The sequence below is a fragment of the Pseudomonas sp. 478 genome (genome assembly GCF_003254125.1).
Lineage (GTDB): Bacteria > Pseudomonadota > Gammaproteobacteria > Pseudomonadales > Pseudomonadaceae > Aquipseudomonas.
On record NZ_QKZG01000010.1, the window covers coordinates 87,456 to 106,935 of the forward strand.

The 19,480-nt window shown below is 57.2% G+C and carries 19 protein-coding genes and 1 other RNA gene; 10 read left to right on the top strand and 10 right to left on the bottom strand.

The window, feature by feature from the left end:
* Nucleotides 1-201 precede the first annotated feature (201 nt).
* The 5 genes from DFS28_RS21120 to DFS28_RS21140 form a co-directional block, all read right to left on the bottom strand.
* Nucleotides 202-1,182, bottom strand: a complete 981-nt coding sequence (locus DFS28_RS21120) for an asparaginase (RefSeq protein ID WP_111451304.1) — start codon at nt 1,180-1,182, stop codon at nt 202-204.
* Between the two features lie 77 nt (nt 1,183-1,259).
* The gene (locus tag DFS28_RS21125) at nt 1,260-2,462 is read right to left on the bottom strand and encodes a hypothetical protein (RefSeq protein ID WP_111451305.1); all 1,203 of its coding nucleotides are present in this window, start codon (nt 2,460-2,462) and stop codon (nt 1,260-1,262) included.
* A gap of 14 nt (nt 2,463-2,476) precedes the next feature.
* The gene (locus DFS28_RS21130) at nt 2,477-3,364 is read right to left on the bottom strand and encodes a nitrilase family protein (protein ID WP_111451306.1); all 888 of its coding nucleotides are present in this window, start codon (nt 3,362-3,364) and stop codon (nt 2,477-2,479) included.
* A 237-nt stretch (nt 3,365-3,601) separates the two neighbouring features.
* On the bottom strand, nt 3,602-5,539 hold the full coding sequence (locus DFS28_RS21135; RefSeq protein WP_111451307.1) for an FAD-dependent oxidoreductase: 1,938 nt from the start codon (nt 5,537-5,539) through the stop codon (nt 3,602-3,604).
* Nucleotides 5,540-5,763: 224 nt separating this feature from the next.
* The gene (locus DFS28_RS21140; protein ID WP_173860460.1) at nt 5,764-6,660 is read right to left on the bottom strand and encodes a GlxA family transcriptional regulator; all 897 of its coding nucleotides are present in this window, start codon (nt 6,658-6,660) and stop codon (nt 5,764-5,766) included.
* A gap of 244 nt (nt 6,661-6,904) precedes the next feature.
* On the opposite strand from DFS28_RS21140, the gene DFS28_RS21145 reads away from it, so the two are divergent.
* Nucleotides 6,905-8,041 carry an acyl-CoA dehydrogenase family protein gene (locus DFS28_RS21145; RefSeq protein WP_111451308.1) on the top strand — a complete coding sequence of 379 codons (1,137 nt, stop codon included), beginning with the start codon at nt 6,905-6,907 and terminating at the stop codon, nt 8,039-8,041.
* Between the two features lie 123 nt (nt 8,042-8,164).
* On the opposite strand, the gene DFS28_RS21150 is transcribed toward DFS28_RS21145, so the two are convergent.
* Nucleotides 8,165-9,205, bottom strand: a complete 1,041-nt coding sequence (locus tag DFS28_RS21150) for an NADP(H)-dependent aldo-keto reductase (RefSeq protein WP_111451309.1) — start codon at nt 9,203-9,205, stop codon at nt 8,165-8,167.
* Between the two features lie 245 nt (nt 9,206-9,450).
* Between DFS28_RS21150 and rplM the strand changes: the two genes are divergently transcribed.
* The 7 genes from rplM (at nt 9,451) to DFS28_RS21185 (ending at nt 14,336) form a co-directional block, all read left to right on the top strand.
* On the top strand, nt 9,451-9,879 hold the full coding sequence (gene rplM, locus DFS28_RS21155; protein WP_007905295.1) for a 50S ribosomal protein L13: 429 nt from the start codon (nt 9,451-9,453) through the stop codon (nt 9,877-9,879).
* A 14-nt stretch (nt 9,880-9,893) separates the two neighbouring features.
* Nucleotides 9,894-10,286 (top strand): 30S ribosomal protein S9, encoded by a 393-nt coding sequence (gene rpsI / locus DFS28_RS21160; protein ID WP_003216038.1) that lies wholly within the window; start codon nt 9,894-9,896, stop codon nt 10,284-10,286.
* 267 nt (nt 10,287-10,553) lie between these two features.
* Nucleotides 10,554-11,147 (top strand): ubiquinol-cytochrome c reductase iron-sulfur subunit, encoded by a 594-nt coding sequence (gene petA / locus DFS28_RS21165; RefSeq protein ID WP_033061319.1) that lies wholly within the window; start codon nt 10,554-10,556, stop codon nt 11,145-11,147.
* Nucleotides 11,147-12,358: a cytochrome bc complex cytochrome b subunit gene (locus DFS28_RS21170; protein WP_008155974.1), complete on the top strand. Its 1,212-nt coding sequence runs from the start codon at nt 11,147-11,149 to the stop codon at nt 12,356-12,358. Before petA ends, DFS28_RS21170 begins: the two co-directional genes overlap by 1 nt.
* Nucleotides 12,358-13,140, top strand: coding sequence for a cytochrome c1 (locus DFS28_RS21175; RefSeq protein WP_111451310.1), 783 nt, complete (start codon nt 12,358-12,360; stop codon nt 13,138-13,140). Before DFS28_RS21170 ends, DFS28_RS21175 begins: the two co-directional genes overlap by 1 nt.
* A gap of 148 nt (nt 13,141-13,288) precedes the next feature.
* Nucleotides 13,289-13,906: a glutathione S-transferase N-terminal domain-containing protein gene (locus DFS28_RS21180; protein ID WP_008155978.1), complete on the top strand. Its 618-nt coding sequence runs from the start codon at nt 13,289-13,291 to the stop codon at nt 13,904-13,906.
* Nucleotides 13,907-13,922: 16 nt separating this feature from the next.
* Nucleotides 13,923-14,336: a ClpXP protease specificity-enhancing factor gene (locus DFS28_RS21185; protein WP_008155980.1), complete on the top strand. Its 414-nt coding sequence runs from the start codon at nt 13,923-13,925 to the stop codon at nt 14,334-14,336.
* Nucleotides 14,337-14,387: 51 nt separating this feature from the next.
* Here DFS28_RS21185 and DFS28_RS21190 read toward each other — a convergent pair whose 3' ends face one another.
* From DFS28_RS21190 to DFS28_RS21205, 4 genes are all read right to left on the bottom strand, one after another.
* Nucleotides 14,388-14,966: a BON domain-containing protein gene (locus DFS28_RS21190; protein WP_111451311.1), complete on the bottom strand. Its 579-nt coding sequence runs from the start codon at nt 14,964-14,966 to the stop codon at nt 14,388-14,390.
* Nucleotides 14,963-15,556: a phosphoheptose isomerase gene (locus tag DFS28_RS21195; protein ID WP_007943727.1), complete on the bottom strand. Its 594-nt coding sequence runs from the start codon at nt 15,554-15,556 to the stop codon at nt 14,963-14,965. Before DFS28_RS21195 ends, DFS28_RS21190 begins: the two co-directional genes overlap by 4 nt.
* A gap of 104 nt (nt 15,557-15,660) precedes the next feature.
* On the bottom strand, nt 15,661-16,023 hold the full coding sequence (locus DFS28_RS21200; RefSeq protein WP_008147480.1) for a YraN family protein: 363 nt from the start codon (nt 16,021-16,023) through the stop codon (nt 15,661-15,663).
* Nucleotides 16,023-17,834: a penicillin-binding protein activator gene (locus DFS28_RS21205; protein ID WP_111451312.1), complete on the bottom strand. Its 1,812-nt coding sequence runs from the start codon at nt 17,832-17,834 to the stop codon at nt 16,023-16,025. Before DFS28_RS21205 ends, DFS28_RS21200 begins: the two co-directional genes overlap by 1 nt.
* A gap of 176 nt (nt 17,835-18,010) precedes the next feature.
* Between DFS28_RS21205 and rsmI the strand changes: the two genes are divergently transcribed.
* Together rsmI and rnpB are read left to right on the top strand one after the other, a co-directional pair.
* A complete protein-coding gene (rsmI, locus tag DFS28_RS21210) occupies nt 18,011-18,916 on the top strand; it encodes a 16S rRNA (cytidine(1402)-2'-O)-methyltransferase (RefSeq protein ID WP_161990822.1) in 906 nt (301 codons plus the stop codon).
* A gap of 75 nt (nt 18,917-18,991) precedes the next feature.
* An RNA gene (rnpB, locus tag DFS28_RS21215) (RNase P RNA component class A) lies at nt 18,992-19,346 on the top strand.
* The last annotated feature ends 134 nt before the right edge of the window (nt 19,347-19,480 follow it).

Below are 19,480 nucleotides of genomic sequence, written 5' to 3' on the forward strand. Positions count from 1 at the left end.
CCCATCGTCTTTTCAGACACACTAAGTTGTCTGGATTACGACTGCTTCGCAGCCGAACGGGGTGGTGCGGCATTCCGACAAATCCCCTCGCCACAGGTTTCTTACTCGCTTGAAGATGGTCTTAAGTGAACAGCATTTACTGCATTAGCAGGCCTTTTTTGTAGATGTGCTGATCCCTACTCGCTGCTACAGGTCGTTGTGTCAGTCTTCCAGGAGGAAGCTGGCCAGTTCATCTTGCCGCTGGCAGCCGATCAGCAACCACAGCAAGATCCGGGCTTTACGCGGGCAAAGAAATCCAGCCATCGATACACCTTTGCGGATCAAGTCCATCTCGCCGCCAATAAAGCCGTAGGAAGATTGCGCCGTGGACCCGGAACCGGTCCGGGTTGCAACGATCACCGGGATTTTCTTGGCGATTTTTTCGATAACATCCGCCCAACTCTGCGAAACATGTCCGGCACCGAAACCGCCGATCACCAGCCCGTCATAGCCTAGTTCGAGGATGTTCTCCAGTAACAGCGTATCGGCAGAGAGCGACGTCTCCAGCATTGCAACCTTCTGCGTGGTCTGTTGCGGCAAAGGTAAAACCGTTCGCGGGGCCGGTGGGCGCAAATAGCGGGTGGTGTTTTCCACAAGCATTCCGCAAGGACCAAAGGCTGGAGAGGAAAACGCCTGCAATGCCAGCGAATCGGTTTTACGCACGCGGCACGCTGCGTGAATCTGCCCGTTCATGACTACCTGAACGCCTCGCAGTCGACTGTTTTCAGCCAGTGCAACCCGGCAAGCATCCAGCAGATTCGCCGGGCCATCGGCCCCTGCCTGCGCTGCCGAACGCATGGCGCCGGTCACGACCAGCGGTTCGTCGTGCTCCCACAAGTAATCAAAAAGCGCGGCTGTTTCTTCAAGGGTGTCCGTGCCTTGGGAAATGACAACCCCGACAGCACCTTGCTTGATCTGAAAGTTGGCCCAGGAAAGGACACTCAGCAAAAACTCGAAATCCAGTGAGGCACTGGGCAGTAACCCGAGCGTTTCAACGTTGACCCGGGCCAGGGCCGTCAGCTCCGGTACCGAGGCCAGCAGGGTTTCGCCGCTGACGGTCGGGACAACACCTTCGCCAGCGTTCCGGGCTTGCATGCTCACGGTGCCGCCGAGCGCGGCGATAGCCAGTTGGGGCAGGTCCATGTGATACCTCGTTTGTTTGTAATGAGAAGTGGCTGTACCCGGTTTCGAGCCCGGATACAGCCGGCTGGCAGCGTGCGTCAGTTGGCGATCAGCAGTCCGATAATCGGAATGATCAGCAACGTGCTGATGGCCATGGACAGGACATTCCCGATGTAGGCATGCATGTACGCAGGCACTCGCTGGGCAATGGCGCAAGCCAGGGGCGGTGCAATCAGCGCGCCCAGCAGTGCGCTCGAGAGGATCACCTGCCAACTGCCGCCGTACGTCAGAACGGCCGCCGGCACCACGGACACCAATGGAACGTAGGTGGGATACCAGCCGCGTGACATCCATTGCCGACGCCAGATCACCACCCCCAGCGCTGAGGTCAACGCCTGGGCACCGATCAATTGGGGCAGCAGGCCCGACCCATATACCGGGCTCATCGGATTCCAGGTGTAAGCCAGCAATACCCCCAGCAACAGGCCGAGGCTGGCCAGCTCATTGCCAAAGAACGGCGCTTCCGAAAAATCGGCCAGCACCCGGCGCAAGCTCCAGATAACCCCGTAGTCGGGCGTTTTGGTGTTGACGGTTGCGGGCGAAGGGGCGGATGGCTTCTCGCAGGGCTCGGACTTCACCAGGCTTGGCAGGTAACGGCAAAGCACAAAAGCGAAGACGCTGGCGACTGCCATGCCCAAGACATTGCCGATGACCACAGGCAAGCCCAGAGGATTGCACACGTAGTTGACGAACAGCAGGCACGTCGGCGTGACCAGCACGGCGCCCATGATTGCGCCATTGATCGTGACCTTCCAGCCACCACCAAACATGAGCACCATCGCCGCGGGCAGCGAAACAAACGCCGCAAACGTTGGCTGCCAACTGGTGGCGGTGACCGTCCAGCCCCACAGCAGGTTACTCAGCAACAGTCCAAGCAACGAACTGGTCACCAGCCACGGCCACAATCCAGTCCCATAGGAAATGGCAAAACCTTGCCAGGTTTTTCCTGTGCGATTCGCCCAATAGGCCAGATAGGCTCCGGCCAACAACCCGATAGAGGCGAACTCGTGTTTGTAGAACGCCACCTCGCTGATGTCACCCAGCACCCAGCGCAGCCAGGCACCCGGTTCGGGAAGGCTGGAGACCATGTCGCTGTAGCTTGGCCAATGCGCTTCCCAGGCAGAACGGTGGGTGAATGAAAGCCAGATAATCAGCAGTGCCGTGCCGATCATCAGCAGGATGATTGCAAGATCCAGTGGCGATCTGGCGCCAGGCCGGTTTTTTTCGGTTGTGATGTTCATCGGTTACCCCCTTGTCAGCGCGGCAGGCAAGGGTGCTGGGTGTAACCGAGCATTTGATCGTAGAGATCGGCTCGACGATCGCGATGCAGGTCGTTCAAATTGTTCCAGATCGGCGCGCTTCGAGAGCTGGTCAGATCGATATCGGCATACAGGATTTGTTCCTGATCTGCTGACGCCACGGGGCCAATCGGCCAGCCATTCGTACCGGCAATCAGTGAGCAGCCCAGATAACGGGCACCTCGTTCTTCCCCGATCCGGCTGGCGGCGGCGATAAACACATTGTTGACGTGTGCAGCGGTCATGGTCAGGTACGACGCCATGCACTTGCCGGCCTCGTCGAACAGCGGTGGCGGTGTCCATACCCAGTTGTTCAGGCTGCAAATGATGTCCGCGCCTTGCTGGGTCAGGATGCGCGGCACCTCCGGGAACCAGATATCCCAACAGATCAACAGGCCGATACGACCAATAGGCGTATCAAACACCGGAAAGCCCAGATCACCCGGCGTGAACCACAGCTTCTCCAGGTTCCACAAATGGGCTTTGCGATACTTGCCGATAAAACCGTCAGGCCCGACCAGAACGCCGGTGTTGAACAGCCGCATGCCGTCACGCTCAGTCAATCCGGTAACCAGGTAGACCTTGTGGTTGCGGGCGAAGTCCATCCAGATTTTCACACTCGGTCCGTCGGGAATGACCTCCGAATGGTCGAACGCATCTTGCCGGTTGCTGAAGAAATAACCTGTGCTGGAAAGCTCGGGCAACACGATGAGATTGGCACCGCCATTTACCGCCTCCAGTGCCAATTCCAGACCATGACGCAAATTACCTGCACGTTTTTCTATGCCGACTTGTGGGTCGAATTGCACAACTGCTACACGAACAGGACTTGTTGGCTCGCTCATTCGGGATGACCTCTTTTTATTGTTATTCACGCTGTTTAATTGCGTGTTTATAAGAGTTGAAATGGCTTTTTTGCGTAAGTCAGCGGCTTCCGTTTGAGCTGTAGTCCGTGTCCGAAGATCGCGCAGGGCAGAGCACCCGGATTTCCCTGCCGGGGCGCAAGACGGCGTAATAGAGCGGTTTGACACAGGCAGAACCAACGCGCAGGGCGCATTGGTTCTGGACGATGGAGCGGGGCGTCAGTTGCGGATGCGGTATTGCGGGTAGTCGCTCATGCAGAATCCGCCGTTGAATACCGCTGCGGTTTTATTGCAGATATGAATCACCGCATCCACGGCGCCGCGAAAGCAAGGCTCTGTCCAGCCGGCATCGACCGAAAACGATTCTCCGCAAAAATAAAGGCCGGACAGATGTGAGAAATCCCGGTTGTACTTCATCAGGCTCACCGCGTCGTAATAAGTGCCGGGCCTGTATAACTTTGCGCAACCCAAGGCGTTTCTGTCCGTCATCCAGCGTTGGACCAAGGCTAGTTCAGTTTGAATATAAGGAGAAATCCTCTCCTGGATATTGGCGCAATTCATCAATATCCGGTCGAGTTCCTCTACGCACTTCGCCACCAGTTCCTGATCGTTGAACAGCGCCAGTTTGGTCGCGTCATCCTCCCATGTGTAACTTAATAATATGCAGTCGTATGGATAATTCTCGTTATAACGATAGCTGTACACGTCATGAATGAAACTGTCGGTCACAATGGCCTGGGGGATTGTGGTGTTGCTTGAAAGGAAAGACTTACTTAACGGCGCATATACTTTGCAACTGGTTTCCCAGTGTGCTGTTTTGTAAGCGTTGATCATGTCGAACGGCAACATATGCTGATTGAAGTTTTCGAGCCGGACCCCCGTTTCGATCAGCCATGAAGGCAGGGTCATGATGACAGCATCAAAGTCATTGAACAGTTCCTGCGATTGACTGGGCTGGCTGAATTTCCACGTGTAATAGACACGTATTTTTTGATCATCCAGTTTCTTCAGTTTGTTGACTGAAGAATCGGTGAAAAAACCGTCACCCCTTTCAAGACAATGTTCGTAGAACGACGTGTGCGCGCTGTCGGTGTTCATGAACAGCAAGCATTCGTCCAGCGCTGCAAGACCGATATAGCGCGGACTGTCGAAAGGCAGGCCCTTCGCATCGAGTACAGCATCGCTGTGCAAGTACGGCGCGGGAAGCGGTTCGCCGCACGAATCGACCCTGCCGTGAACGAGTTGCAGGCGGCTGCTGAATCCGAAAATGGCGGTGCGCAGCGGGTAGAGCGCGCACACGTCATAAAAAGCGCCCCAACTACCGTCGCCGATGCCTATCGAATAGAACAGGGTTGATTCGTGCGAGGTCATTCCGACTCCGCCAAAATCTCCAGGTTTGTCTTTATCCCAATTGTCCAGCACCGGCATACAGACCAGGTCGCGAAACGAAACACGCTCGTACCTTTCGACGATCGCGGCCCAGACAGCTTCCCATTCCTGCGTGGCATAGATCGGCGCAACCTGGCGAGTCATCCTGGCGGCAAAGGCTTTCCACTTGGCATAAACCGTTTGCAGCGCCTCGTCGGGTGGAGGCGTCAAGCCGTCTTCATTCGTCCAGATCAACATGTGCGGATCCGTACGACCGCCCAGGCTGCCTTCCTGGAGATAAATACCAGTCGAACTCACCCACGGGCTTCCAGGGTTGGGGAAATCCGATAGCGCCAGGTCAAATGCGTTGGCGTAGTAAGCCATCAGCGATCGACCTTCTTTGGGTGGTTCGTTTTCCTTATTGAAGAATGGCATGCGCATGGCACCCATTTCGAAAGGAGTATGACTTTCTTTTATTGAATGGCGGCCATGGACGGTCAGGTGTCTACCGCCAATGCGTGTCGATTGTTCTATCAGTGTCACGTCGGTAAAACCGCAACGATAGAGTTCTCGGGCGGCAGTCAGTCCGGTAACACCTGCGCCGATGATGCATATTTTATGCGTGGGATTGGTTGCCTTTGCGACGCCATGTTCCTGTTCGATTAACGCTCGGTAGTCAAAGCACAAGTCCGGCGGATTGGGGAATCGGCCAGCCCAGTTCTTTTTAGTCTGGATATTTTCGGTTTTATCGTTAAATGAGGGAGGCTGGGAACTTGTTTCTATTGTCATGGTTGATCTTCCCTGAAGTGCAGTTCAGCTGGCGGGAAGAATATATTGGGGTTTTCAGTAAGCAGCTCGCAAGAGTACAAAGGACTTGTCCGGTGCTCTGCATTCCGTTTTTCATGTAAGGGAAATAATCACTTTATCGTTATCTTTAAACACTGTTGGTATAGGCAGTTTAATTCGCAAGCAGGCGCCGCTTGGCAATTGCGTGGCGGCGCCTGTATCAACCGTTAGGCTGCTTGTTGAAATTGCTGCCGATACTGGTTCGGCGACAACTCCGTGTGCTGACGGAACAGCCGAGCGAAGAAACTCGCATCGTCGTAACCGACTTCGTAGCTGATGGTCTTGATGCTCTTGCGGCTGCCGGACAGCAGGCCCTTGGCGGTTTCGATGCGCAGTCGTTGCAGGTAATGCAGCGGCTTGTCACCGGTGGCGGTCTGGAAGCGCCGCATGAAATTGCGGATGCTCATGCCGTGCTCGCGAGCCACGTCTTCGAAACGGAATTTGTCGGCGAAGTGTTCTTCGAGCCAGTGCTGGATCTGCAGGATGATCACATCCTGGTGCAGCTTCTGACCGCCGAAACCGATTCGTCCTGGCGAGTAGCTGCGCTGCACTTCATAAAGGATGTCGCGGGCCACGGCCTGGGACACGTTGGCGCCGCAGAAGCGTTCGATCAGGTAAATGTAAAGGTCGCAGGCCGAAGTGGTGCCGCCCGCGCAATACAGGTTGTCGGCGTCGGTCAGGTGTTTGTCCTGATTGAGCTGAACCCGTGGGAAGCGTTCGGCAAACGCATTGAAGAAGCGCCAGTAAGTGGTCGCCTCCTTGCCGTCGAGCAATCCGGCCTCGGCCAGCCAGAACACCCCGGTGGCTTCACCGCACAGCACCGCGCCGCGAGCATGTTGCTGACGCAGCCAGGGCAGGACTTGTGGGTAACGTTGGCAAAGCGTGTCGAAATCGTCCCAGAAGGCTGGAAGGACAATGATGTCGGCGTTTTCCAGGCCGCCATCCACCGGCATGATCACGTCACTGAAGCTGTTCACCGGTTTGCCGTCGGGGCTGACCAGGCGGGTTTCGAACGCCGGAGTCAGGCCTTGGCCCAGTTGTTTGCCATAACGCAGGCTGGCCAGGTGGAAGAAATCCTTGGCTTGCATGAGGGTGGAAGCGAAAACCCGGTCGATAGCCAGGATGCTGACGCGCCGTAAGGGCGTGGAGACTTGGTTAGACATAATTCAACTTTATTCTTATAGGGGAAAGTGGTCACCAGACGGCTGGATCGTCTTATTTTTTGTCGGATGTGTCCAGTGTCCTGTGCCGGATGCGAGGCATAGTCTCTGAAGGTCAATTCCGGCTAACAATAACGACAGGTGCCGCATGATCCCCAGAACCTTGTTCAGCTCCGAGCACGAACTTTTTCGCGACAGCGTGCGAACGTTCCTCGAAAAAGAGGCCGTGCCGTTCCATGGGCAATGGGAAAAACAAGGCTATATCGACCGCAAACTCTGGAACAAGGCAGGGGAGGCGGGGATGCTGTGTTCGCATCTGCCCGAAGAGTACGGCGGCCTGGGGGCGGACTTTCTCTACAGCGCGGTGGTGATCGAAGAGATCGGTCGTCTCGGCCTGACCGGTATCGGTTTTTCCCTGCATTCGGACATCGTCGCGCCGTACATCCTGCATTACGGCAGTGAAGCGCTGAAACACAAATACCTGCCGAAACTGGTGTCTGGCGAAATGGTCACGGCGATTGCCATGACCGAGCCGGGTGCCGGTTCCGACCTGCAAGGGGTGAAAACCACCGCGGTGCTCGATGGCGACGAGTACGTGATCAATGGTTCGAAGACGTTCATCACCAACGGCTTTCTCGCTGACCTGGTGATTGTCGTGGCCAAGACCGATCCGAAGGCTGGCGCGAAAGGCACCAGCCTGTTTCTGGTGGAAGCCGACACCCCGGGCTTCGCCAAGGGCAAGCGTCTGGAAAAAGTCGGCATGAAGGCTCAGGACACCTCGGAACTGTTCTTCCAGGACGTTCGGGTGCCCAAGGAAAACCTGTTGGGGCAGGCCGGGATGGGCTTCGCGTACCTGATGCAGGAATTGCCGCAGGAGCGTCTTACCGTGGCCATCGGCGGGCTTGCTTCGGCTGAAGCTGCGTTGCAATGGACGCTGGATTACACCCGCGAGCGCAAGGCATTCGGCAAGGCGATCGCCGACTTCCAGAACACCCGTTTCAAGCTGGCGGAGATGGCGACCGAGATTCAGATCGGTCGGGTCTTTGTTGATCGCTGTCTGGAGTTGCACCTACAAGGCAAGCTCGATGTGCCGACCGCGGCGATGGCCAAATACTGGGGCACTGACCTGCAATGCAAAGTGCTCGACGAGTGCGTGCAGTTGCATGGCGGTTACGGTTTCATGTGGGAATACCCGATCGCCCGGGCGTGGGCGGATGCGCGGGTGCAGCGGATTTATGCGGGGACCAACGAGATCATGAAGGAGATTATTGCGCGGTCGCTTTGATTATGCGGTGACTGTCAGGCCGCCTTCGCGAGCAAGCCCGCTCCCACATTTAACCGAGTTCTCCTGAAGGAATGCGGTCGAATGTGGGAGCGGGCTTGCTCGCGAAGGCTTTTTATCTGGCGATCAAGGTGCCGGGTTCGGGTGATCCTTGTGAATCGCCTCAATCCCTTCTAGCACTTCATCGGAAAGTTTCAGCTCGAAGCTGGCAATGTTGCTCTCCAGTTGCTCCATGGTGGTCGCGCCGATGATGTTGCTGGTCACAAATGGCTGCTGAGTGACAAACGCCAACGCCATTTGCGCCGGGTCCAGGCCGTGTTCACGCGCCAGTGCCACATAACGACTGCACGCGGCTTCCGACTGCGGGTTGAAATAGCGACTGAAGCGGCTGTAGAGGCTCAGGCGACCTTTAGGCGGACGCGCGCCACCTTCGTATTTGCCCGACAGGAAACCGAACGCCAACGGCGAATAGGCGAGCAGGCCGCACTGTTCGCGGATAGCGATTTCCGCCAGGCCGACTTCGAAGCTGCGGTTGAGCAGGTTGTACGGGTTCTGGATCGACACGGCGCGCGGCCAGCCACGGGCTTCGGCCAGGGCGAGGAAGCGCATGGTGCCCCATGGCGTTTCATTCGACAGGCCGATGTGGCGGATCTTGCCGGCCTTGACCTGCTCGTCCAGTGCTTCGAGGGTGTCCTCCAGCGGCGTCAGGTTGGCTTCGGTCTGGTGTTTGTAACCGAGCTGGCCGAAGAAGTTGGTGCTGCGCTCCGGCCAATGCAGTTGGTAGAGGTCGATGTAGTCGGTCTGCAAGCGCTTGAGGCTGGCGTCCACGGCTTCGATGATGTGCTGGCGGTTGTGTCGCAGGTTTTTGTCGCGGATGTAGTCGATGGTGTTACCGGGGCCGGCGATCTTGCTGGCCAGGATCCAGTCGGCGCGATCACCACGGCTTTTGAAGTAATTGCCGATGTAGCGCTCGGTGGTGGCGTAGGTTTCGGCCTTGGGCGGCACCGGGTACATCTCGGCAGTATCGATGAAATTGATCCCGGCGCTCTTGGCCCGTTCAATCTGGGCGAAGGCTTCAGCCTCGCTGTTTTGCTCGCCCCAGGTCATGGTGCCGAGGCAGATGGCGCTCACGTTCAGATTGGTTCGGCCTAGCTGTCGATAATCCATCGGGTGCTCCTTGGGCAAAACAATCATAAAAGCAGGTTGAATTATTTTTCGCAATCTGCATAATTGCGCACCTCTTTCTGCAGTGGAAGTGATGCGCCGCCGCCGAAGAATCTTGCCGTTGAACGGACGCGCCGACCCGAGCCCCCGAAAGCGTCTGTATCCGGCTGCCTTTGACTTGTCAAAGTACGCACTATTCAGTAAGATCCGCCGTCTAATTTACAGGGCGGCCCCTGAGGCTATAAAGAATGAAAACTTTTACTGCTAAACCGGAAACAGTACAGCGCGACTGGTTTGTCGTCGACGCTGCAGGTCAGACCCTGGGTCGTCTGGCCACCGAAATCGCGAGCCGTCTGCGTGGCAAGCATAAAGCTGAGTACACTCCTCACGTTGACACCGGCGATTACATCGTCGTTATCAATGCCGAGCAGATTCGTGTAACCGGTGCTAAAACCACCGACAAAATCTACTACTCCCACTCCGGTTTCCCGGGCGGCATCAAGTCGATCAACTTCGAAAAGCTGATTGCTAAAGCCCCTGAGCGCGTGATCGAGACCGCGGTCAAAGGCATGCTGCCTAAGAACCCGCTGGGTCGCGACATGTATCGTAAGCTGAAAGTCTATGCGGGCGCTGTACACCCTCATACTGCTCAGCAGCCCCAAGAACTGAAGTTTTAACGGAATAGTTCATTATGTCGGCGACTCAAAATTACGGCACTGGCCGTCGCAAGACCGCAACCGCACGCGTTTTCCTGCGTCCGGGTACTGGTAACATCTCCATCAACAACCGCACCCTGGAAAATTTCTTCGGCCGCGAAACTGCCCGCATGGTAGTTCGTCAGCCGCTGGAACTGACTGAGACTGTCGAGAAATTCGACATCTACGTCACCGTGATCGGTGGTGGTGTAAGTGGTCAAGCTGGCGCAATCCGCCACGGTATCACTCGCGCACTGATGCAGTACGACGAAACCCTGCGTGGCGCTCTGCGCAAAGCTGGCTTCGTTACACGCGATGCACGTGAAGTTGAACGTAAGAAAGTTGGTCTGCGTAAAGCGCGTAAGCGTCCGCAGTACTCGAAGCGTTAATTCGCTTTTACGTTCAAAAAGAACGCCCAGTTTCCTCGCGAAGCTGGGCGTTTTTTTATGGGCGCGATTTATCAAAGAATTGCTCTGTGACAACTTGCCACAGCCGTAGAAGCCCTATACTGCAAGGCTTGGCAGTGGAGCCCCTCGGTAATTACCTTGTCAGAATTGGGGCTTTTCATTACCATTCGGCAAAATTTTTATAAGTTCAGATTTTTACTTAGTAGACGCCTGATTTAACAGGCCACAAAGCTGATGGGAGAGGACTGAATGAGCAATGACGGCGTGAATGCAGGCCGGCGTCGCTTCTTGGTAGCAGCCACATCCGTGGTGGGTGCTGCAGGAGCGGTGGGGGCTGCGGTCCCGTTCGTGGGGTCATGGTTTCCCAGTGCCAAGGCGAAAGCCGCTGGTGCACCGGTGAAAGTGAATGTCAGCAAAATCGAGCCAGGCCAGCAGATGATTGCTGAGTGGCGCGGCCAGCCAGTATTCATTGTTCGCCGAACCGCGGAAATCCTGGGGAATCTGAAAAAGATCGAGGGCCAGCTGTCTGACCCGACCTCCAAGAACTCGACACAACCGACCTACGTCGATCCAGAAACGCGTTCGATCAAGCCAGAGGTTCTGCTGCTGATCGGTATCTGCACGCACCTGGGTTGCTCGCCGACCTTCCGTCCAGAAGTGGCACCTGCGGATCTGGGCAAGGACTGGGTAGGTGGTTATTTCTGCCCTTGCCACGGTTCCCACTACGATCTGGCTGGCCGCGTCTACAAGTCGCAACCTGCGCCTTTGAACCTGCCAGTTCCCCCGCATTCCTATGAGACCGATGACATCATTGTCATTGGCGTCGATACGGAGAAAGCGTGATGAGCAAGTTCATGGATTGGGTTGATGCGCGCTTTCCCGCGACCAAAATGTGGGAAGACCATCTCAGCAAGTACTACGCCCCGAAGAACTTCAACTTCTTCTATTTCTTTGGTTCCCTCGCACTGCTCGTTCTGGTCAACCAGATCGTTACCGGTGTCTGGCTGACCATGAGCTACACCCCGTCGGCGGAAGAGGCGTTTGCATCCGTCGAATACATCATGCGCGATGTCGAGTACGGCTCGATCCTGCGTCTGCTGCACTCCACCGGCGCCTCAGCGTTCTTCATCGTGGTCTATCTGCACATGTTCCGTGGCTTGCTCTACGGTTCGTACCAGAAGCCGCGTGAGCTGGTGTGGGTCTTCGGCATGCTGATTTATCTGGCGCTGATGGCTGAAGCGTTCATGGGTTACCTGCTGCCGTGGGGCCAGATGTCTTACTGGGGCGCCCAGGTGATCATCTCGCTGTTCGGTGCGATCCCGGTCATCGGCAACGACCTGACTCAGTGGATCCGTGGTGACTACCTGATTTCCGGTATTACCCTGAACCGCTTCTTCGCCCTGCACGTTGTTGCCTTGCCGATCGTGATTCTCGGTCTGGTGGTGCTGCACGTTCTGGCGCTGCACGAAGTCGGTTCGAACAACCCGGACGGCGTGGACATCAAGAAATTCAAAGACGAAAACGGCGTACCGCTGGATGGCATTGCCTTCCACCCGTACTACACCGTGAAAGATATCGTCGGCGTGGTGGTGTTCCTGTTCATCTTCTGCTCGATCGTGTTCTTCTTCCCGGAAATGGGTGGTTATTTCCTCGAGAAGCCGAACTTTGAAGTGGCGAACGCCTTCAAGACACCAGAACACATCGCTCCGGTCTGGTACTTCACGCCGTTCTACGCGATTCTGCGGGCGATTCCGGACAAGCTCCTGGGCGTTATCGCCATGGGCGCGGCCATTGCAGTGCTGTTCGTCCTGCCATGGCTCGATCGTAGCCCGGTCAAGTCGATGCGCTACAAGGGTTGGCTGAGCAAGATCTGGCTCTGGGTGTTCTGCATCTCGTTCGTGATTCTGGGCGTGCTGGGCGTATTGGCCCCAACCCCCGAGCGGACGTTGCTGTCGCAGGTATGTACCTTCCTGTACTTCGCCTACTTCATTCTGATGCCGTTCTACACCAGGCTCGAGAAGACCAAACCGGTTCCGGAAAGGGTGACTGGCTGATGAAAAAGCTATTTGCTGTACTGATTCTTGCTGCTTTGCCTGTGCTGTCCTTCGCGGCCGAACACGGTGGTCCTGAGCTCGAAAAAGTCGATATCGACGTTTCCGACAAGGCTGCCATGCAGGATGGTGCGCGTACATTCGCCAACTACTGCATGGGCTGTCACAGCGCCAAGTTCCAGCGTTACGAGCGTGTCGCCGATGACTTGGGCATTCCGCACGACCTGATGCTCTCGAAGCTGGTGTTCACCGGCGCCAAGATCGGCGACCACATGAGCATCGGCATGCAGCCGGCTGACGCCAAGACCTGGTTCGGTGCGGCGCCGCCCGACCTGACCCTGGTCGCCCGCGTTCGTGGCACTGACTGGCTCTACGGTTACCTGAAATCTTTCTACGAAGACCCATCGCGTCCTTGGGGCGTGAACAACAAGGTATTCCCGAACGTCGGGATGCCTAACGTTCTGGTCGGCCTGCAGGGTCGTCAGGTGGTAGGCTGTAAACAAGTTCAAATCGTCGATGACGGCAAGAAGCAATACGATCCGCTGACCGGCACGGCTTTGACGCATGAAGCCTGCGACCAGCTGACCATACTGCCGAAAACCGGCACGCTGAACGAAGAGCAGTTCGACGAGAAGGTCAAGAATCTGGTGACCTTCCTGGCCTACTCGGCCAACCCGGTGAAGCTGCAGCATCAGCGCATCGGTACCTATGTGTTGCTGTACCTGGCGTTCTTCTTCGTATTCGCATACTTGCTCAAACGTGAATACTGGAAAGACGTCCATTGATATTGCTGTAAAATTGCTGTCAATCGCGCGCGCCCAAGGGCGTCTCTGAAGGTGTAACGAGCCTGGTGATCCAGGCGTTACGAGAGGCGCTCTCTGGGCGCGCGCGTTTTTCCGTTTCCGATAATTTCAACAAGCGAGGAGGACCGCCATGGGCGTGACCAATCGGTTGGCCTGTTACTCCGACCCCGCCGACCACTATTCCCACCGAGTGCGTATCGTACTTGCAGAGAAGGGTGTCAGCGCCGAGATCATTTACGTGGAAGCTGGTCGCCAGCCGCCTAAACTGATTGAAGTGAACCCTTACGGCAGCTTGCCCACCCTGGTCGATCGTGACCTGGCGTTGTGGGAGTCGACCGTGGTGATGGAATATCTGGATGAGCGTTACCCGCACCCGCCTTTACTGCCGGTTTATCCAGTGGCGCGTGCCAACAGCCGTCTGCTGATTCATCGTATTCAGCGTGACTGGTGTGGACTGGTGGATCTGATCCTGGATTCCCGGTCCAAGGAAGCAGCCCGTGTCGTGGCTCGTAAAGAGCTGCGCGAAAGCCTGACAGGCGTGTCGCCGTTGTTCGCCGACAAGCCGTTTTTCCTCAGTGAGGAACAAAGTCTGGTGGATTGCTGCCTATTGCCAATACTCTGGCGATTGCCGATTCTGGGTATTGAACTGCCGCGGCCTGCCAAGCCGCTGCTTGATTATATGGAGCGCTCGTTTGCGCGTGAGGCTTTCCAGGCGAGTCTGTCTGGTGTCGAACGCGATATGCGCTAAGGCTTAAGGAGCCGCTATGAACTCCAGTCGACCTTATCTGGTCCGCGCGCTCTACGAGTGGATTGTGGACAACGATTGCACCCCGCACATGCTGGTCAATTCCGAGTATCCGTCGGTGCAGGTGCCTCAGGGTTTTGCCAGTGACGGACAGATTGTCCTGAACGTATCGCCGGCAGCCGTGCGTCATTTGCACATGGACAACGAAGCGGTCAGCTTCGAAGGGCGTTTCGGTGGCGTGCCACACACCCTGTACGTGCCTATCGCATCGATCCTGGGTATTTACGCCCGGGAGAACGGTCAGGGCATGGTGTTCGATCTGGAATCGCCTATGGAAGACGAGGAAGAGATCGAGCCGGATGACGATATTCCGCCACCCGACAGTGAGCCGCCGCGTCCCAGCGGTCGACCCAGTTTGAAAGTGGTGAAGTAATAAAAAAGGCGATCCGAAAGGATCGCCTTTTTTGTGCCTGCGTGTTGCGTGTCAGTCGATGTATTCGAACAGTTTCACGATCTTCTGCACGCCGGAAACGCCCTGCACCAAATTGGTGGCTTGGGCAGCTTCCTGTTTGGTCAGCAGGCCCAGCAGGTAAACGATGCCGTTCTCGGTGACAACCTTGATGCGCGAGCCCGGAATGTTCGGGTCGGTGAGCATCTGGGTCTTGATCTTGGAAGTGAGCCAGGTGTCGTTCTGGCGGGCAAGGAAGCCGGAAGGTGGCAGGACTTGCAGTTCGTTGTGGACTGTCTTCACGCGTTGAACAGCCGCAGCGGCCTGTTCGGCCTTGGCCTTGAGGTCGGCACGCGGAGTTTGCCCGGCAAGCAGCACGACGCCATTGAAGCTGGTGACGACGATGTGCGAGTCGTTATCCAGGGCTGGATCGGCCTTGGCAATGTTCACGCCGACCTTGGTGTCGATCAGAGAGTCGTCGATCTTGCTGCCGAAGGTGCGGGTGCCGCGGTCATCTTCAATCGGTGCTTCACGGCTGGCGTTAACCACCGAGGTGCAGCCGTTGATGCCGAGGCACAGTGTCAAGGCCAGAAGGCCTAGGCGATTAGGGGTCATTCTTCACTCCCGAACAGTTGGCTGTCGATCAAATCGCAAAGGCAATGGATCGCCAGCAGGTGGACTTCCTGAATACGTGCGGTGACGTTGGCCGGTACGCGAATCTCGACGTCCTCGGGCAATAGCAGCGACGCCATACCGCCACCATCGCGACCGGTCAATGCTACGACAACCATTTCGCGATCATGTGCGGCCTGGATCGCTTGAATAATGTTTGCCGAGTTGCCGCTGGTGGAAATCGCCAGCAACACGTCACCCGGCTGGCCGAGGGCGCGGATCTGTTTGGAGAAGATTTCGTTGTAGCTGTAGTCGTTGGCGATCGAAGTGATCGTCGAGCTGTCGGTGGTCAGCGCAATCGCTGGCAGGCTCGGACGCTCACGCTCGAAACGGTTGAGCAGCTCGGACGAGAAGTGCTGGGCATCACCGGCAGAGCCGCCGTTGCCGCAGGACAGCATTTTGCCTTCGTTGAGCAGGGCGTTGACCATCACCTGGCTGGCTTGCTCGATGTGCGGTGCAAGTACGTCCATCGCCATTTGCTTGGTATCGATACTGGCCTGAAAAAGCTGGCGAATTCGGGATTGCATGTCCATCTGTGTGACCTTAATTAGCGCGGCTACTCGGCACATGAATGTGCAGCCCGCAAAGCAAAGAGCAAAAGTGTTGGGTGAAAGTGTCCGGTTCGGGGCGCACGCGATCAGCTGTCGAAGGCATTCTGCAACCAGTTCAACTGATCGAGGTTGCTGTCGATGGCAACCACGTCGAAACGGCAAGGGGAATTGGCCCAACGCGACTCGCGCTGAAGAAAATACTGCGCGGCAATTATCAGTTTCTGCCGTTTGCGCTCATCGATGCTGCCGAGCGCGCCACCCCATTGAGTGTTTTTTCTGTAGCGGACTTCAACGAATACTACTGTATCGCCATCAAGCATGACCAGATCAAGCTCGCCGCGTTTACACAACCAGTTCTGCGCCAGCAGGCGCAGACCTTGTTGTTGAAGATGCTCGAGCGCATGGCGCTCGGCATCTTTGCCGCTTTGCTGGCGTGATCGGTCGGGCATCAGCGCGGGGTGTCCGGCAGGCGTTGAACCTGGCCGCTGACGAACTGCGCCCACGGCAACTGGCGGACCACACGTTGGTTCTGAGTCATGCCCAGGCTGCCCGATTGCCCTTCGATGCGGCTGTCCGGCAGAGCCTTGAGTTGCCCCAGGCGTGGTGCCAGGCGATAGGCGTCAACACCCATCGCGTACAGACGGCCCAGGCTGCCAGCAGCTTGCGGCCACTGAGCGGTTACTTGCTTGCGCAGTGGATCGTTAGCCTCCAACAACCATGGGGTTTCGCAGAAGCGAATGCCGTTCATGTCGTTGTACTGGTTCACATCGCCGCTGGCGCTGAACACGTGGGAAGTGGCATAAACCGGCACGTCGCCGGCGTACTGGAAGTTCAGGGTCGGCTTGATCTGCTGGGCTTGCTGAGGCGTTGCAGCCAGGAAGATGAACTCGATGTCCTGGCGACGCGAAGGCTGGGCGGCGATCTGTCCGCCAACGGTGCTTTGCAGGCTCTTGGCACGACCTTCGCTCTGACGCAGCTGGAACATATCGGCGATCTGCTGGGCCAGTTGAACCGGTTGGTCGACGCGTTCGGTAGCGACGATGCTGCCACCGTTAGCCTGCCAATCCTGGCTGAACGCTTTCAAGACGCGATCGCCCCATTCGCCTTTCGGCACCATGATGGCTGCGCGATGCAGGCCATCGGCGCGAGCGCGGCGGGACACTTCGCGGGCTTCGTCTTCAGCCGCAAGACCGAACTGGAACAGTTGCGCCGGACCTTGTGCGCCTTCGCTGTAATTCAGTGCCAGGGTGGTGATCGGCAGTTGCGGGCGAGCGCTGATCTGTTTGACCAGCGGTTTCTCCAGCGGGCCGATGACCAGTTGCACGCCGTCGGCCTGAGCCTTGCGATAGAACTCGTCGAGGGACGTCAGGCGCGAGCTGTCATAGAACTCGATCGCTGGCGGCTTCTGCCCGGCTTGTTGGGCCTGGTAGTGAGCAGCCATGAAGCCTTCACGCAGTGCTTTGCCAACCGACGCCAGCGGGCCGTCTTGTGGCAGCAGCAGGGCGATTTTGCTCAGGGGCTGGCTGGCCAGTTCCTTGAGCTTGGTCAGTGGTAGCGGCAATTGAATGGCGGCCGGGTGCTTTGGATTCTGTGCGCGCCAGTTGTCGATCGCGGCTTGCTGCTGTTCCAGGGTGCCGGCAGTTTTCACCGCCAGTGCCAGGCCCATCCAGCCGCCGAGGTCGTCGGTGGTGCTCGGCTGCAATTGATCAGTCGGCAGCGAGGCGATCAGGGTCCAGATCGCTTCGTGGTTTTTGCTGGCGGCTTCACCTTCAAGCATTGGCGCGATGAAAATGCGCTCCCGTGCGGCGGCCAGCGTCTGGCCATCGGCTTCAAGGGCGCGGGCATGAACAGTGCCGGTGCGGACCTGTTGCTCAACCGGCAGTTCACTCAGGCGTTGCAGGCTCGGATGACTCAAGGCGGTCAGCGCCGCTTTGGGCTGATTGCGCACCATGGCCAGTTCAGCCGCCAGGGTGCTGGCGAACACCTGTTGGCCAGGCTTGAGGGTTTCGACCGGGACTTGTTGCAGGATTTGCGCGGACTGGCCGGCATTCCCCTGACGATAGGCCAGGTCTGCCGCGCTCAGGCGCAACAGGGAGGCTTTTTCCGGGTCTTTGCTTTGAGCGGCCTGTGCGAGCAGTTGCTCGATACTGGCATCCGGGGTCCGTGGAAGTTCGCCAAGGCTGGAGGAGGGCGAGCTGGCGCAAGCCGCCAGCAAGGCAGCAAGGCAGAGGGCAGTGAACAGCCGCAGGCAAGCGATCATGTAGTGTTCCTGATACTCGATCAAATTAGCGTGGAATTGTACCCAAGCACTGGCCGGGGCGCGATGTTACTGGTGTGAATCGATCAATTTAGCTCGTGCAAATGTTGCGGCACTGCACAAAAGGCTGCAAAACCGAGGGTTGCTTGCGCGTATCGCGAACGTCACGACGCGCTACAATGGCGGCTTTTACCGATCATGAGGTGTGCGCTTTGACTGCTCCAGGTGCTTTGAATTCCGCTGCTGGCTCGCTTTATGTGGTGGCGACGCCCATCGGCAACCTGGACGACATCAGTGCGCGTGCGCTGAAAATCCTGCGCGAGGTCGCCCTGATCGCTGCCGAAGATACCCGTCACTCCCAGCGATTGATGCAGCATTTCGGTATTCCTACGCCGCTGGCGGCCTGCCATGAACACAATGAACGGGATGAAGGTAGCCGCTTTATCACGCGTTTGCTTGCCGGCGACGATGTGGCGCTGATTTCAGATGCCGGCACGCCGTTGATTTCCGATCCGGGTTATCACCTGGTGCGCCAGGCCCGTGCGGCGGGGATCAATGTGGTGCCGGTTCCGGGCGCCTGCGCGTTGATCGCCGCGTTGTCGGCGGCGGGTCTGCCGTCGGACCGTTTCATCTTCGAAGGCTTTCTGCCGGCCAAGGCAGTCGGTCGGCGCGCCCGTCTTGAGTTGGTAAAGGAAGAACCGCGCACGCTGATTTTTTATGAAGCCCCGCACCGGATTCTTGAGTGCCTTCAAGACATGGAGTTGGTGTTTGGTGGTGAGCGTCCGGCGTTGCTGGCGCGCGAGCTGACCAAGACGTTCGAAACCCTTAAAGGCTTGCCTCTGGCTGAGTTGCGCGAGTTCGTCGAGTCAGACAGCAATCAGCAGCGCGGTGAGTGCGTGGTGTTGGTGGCGGGTTGGTCTGCCCCCGAGACTGAGGACGCTGTCAGCAGTGAAGCGATGCGCATTCTGAATCTGTTGCTTGAAGAAATGCCGCTCAAGCGAGCCGCAGCGTTGGCGGCGCAAATTACTGGCGAGCGCAAGAATGTGCTCTATCAGGTCGCGCTGGATAAACAGAAGGGCGAGTAGAAACCGACGTGCAGGCGCAGCCCAAGGCGTTTAGCGCTTGTCCTTCGGCTGCTCTGCCGTTAATCTTCGCGGCGGAGAGTCGATCGGACAGTCGCTGCCCTCTATGAAAATTAGGGGGGGGAGGAAAGTCCGGGCTCCATAGGGCGAAGTGCCAGGTAATGCCTGGGAGGCGTGAGCCTACGGAAAGTGCCACAGAAAATAACCGCCTAAGCGCTTCGGCGCCGGTAAGGGTGAAAAGGTGCGGTAAGAGCGCACCGCACGTCTGGCAACAGTTCGTGGCTTAGGTAAACCCCACTTGGAGCAAGACCAAATAGGGTCCCAAGGCGTGGCCCGCGCTGGGACCGGGTAGGTTGCTAAAGATGTCCAGTGATGGCCATCGTAGACGAATGACTGTTCAAGACAGAACCCGGCTTACAGATCGACTCTCCACCTTTTTTCCCCTCCCTGCTTTAATGATTGAGCAGGGCGCCTGTAGTAGTAATTTCCCTCCTTACAGAATCAACAGCAGAAGCACTTTCCTAATACCGAAAAAATCTTACTCTTAACAAATTACTTTAACTTCCG

Bases quoted from the DNA above. Each gene is read 5' to 3' on its own strand.
- DFS28_RS21120 (WP_111451304.1), bottom strand. From the start codon at position 1,182: ATGGACCTGCCCCAACTGGCTATCGCCGCGCTCGGCGGCACCGTGAGC.
- DFS28_RS21125 (WP_111451305.1), bottom strand. From the start codon at position 2,462: ATGAACATCACAACCGAAAAAAACCGGCCTGGCGCCAGATCGCCACTG.
- DFS28_RS21130 (WP_111451306.1), bottom strand. From the start codon at position 3,364: ATGAGCGAGCCAACAAGTCCTGTTCGTGTAGCAGTTGTGCAATTCGAC.
- DFS28_RS21135 (WP_111451307.1), bottom strand. From the start codon at position 5,539: ATGACAATAGAAACAAGTTCCCAGCCTCCCTCATTTAACGATAAAACC.
- DFS28_RS21145 (WP_111451308.1), top strand. From the start codon at position 6,905: ATGATCCCCAGAACCTTGTTCAGCTCCGAGCACGAACTTTTTCGCGAC.
- DFS28_RS21150 (WP_111451309.1), bottom strand. From the start codon at position 9,205: ATGGATTATCGACAGCTAGGCCGAACCAATCTGAACGTGAGCGCCATC.
- rplM (WP_007905295.1), top strand. From the start codon at position 9,451: ATGAAAACTTTTACTGCTAAACCGGAAACAGTACAGCGCGACTGGTTT.
- rpsI (WP_003216038.1), top strand. From the start codon at position 9,894: ATGTCGGCGACTCAAAATTACGGCACTGGCCGTCGCAAGACCGCAACC.
- petA (WP_033061319.1), top strand. From the start codon at position 10,554: ATGAGCAATGACGGCGTGAATGCAGGCCGGCGTCGCTTCTTGGTAGCA.
- DFS28_RS21170 (WP_008155974.1), top strand. From the start codon at position 11,147: ATGAGCAAGTTCATGGATTGGGTTGATGCGCGCTTTCCCGCGACCAAA.
- DFS28_RS21175 (WP_111451310.1), top strand. From the start codon at position 12,358: ATGAAAAAGCTATTTGCTGTACTGATTCTTGCTGCTTTGCCTGTGCTG.
- DFS28_RS21180 (WP_008155978.1), top strand. From the start codon at position 13,289: ATGGGCGTGACCAATCGGTTGGCCTGTTACTCCGACCCCGCCGACCAC.
- DFS28_RS21185 (WP_008155980.1), top strand. From the start codon at position 13,923: ATGAACTCCAGTCGACCTTATCTGGTCCGCGCGCTCTACGAGTGGATT.
- DFS28_RS21190 (WP_111451311.1), bottom strand. From the start codon at position 14,966: ATGACCCCTAATCGCCTAGGCCTTCTGGCCTTGACACTGTGCCTCGGC.
- DFS28_RS21195 (WP_007943727.1), bottom strand. From the start codon at position 15,556: ATGGACATGCAATCCCGAATTCGCCAGCTTTTTCAGGCCAGTATCGAT.
- DFS28_RS21200 (WP_008147480.1), bottom strand. From the start codon at position 16,023: ATGCCCGACCGATCACGCCAGCAAAGCGGCAAAGATGCCGAGCGCCAT.
- DFS28_RS21205 (WP_111451312.1), bottom strand. From the start codon at position 17,834: ATGATCGCTTGCCTGCGGCTGTTCACTGCCCTCTGCCTTGCTGCCTTG.
- rsmI (WP_161990822.1), top strand. From the start codon at position 18,011: ATGGCGGCTTTTACCGATCATGAGGTGTGCGCTTTGACTGCTCCAGGT.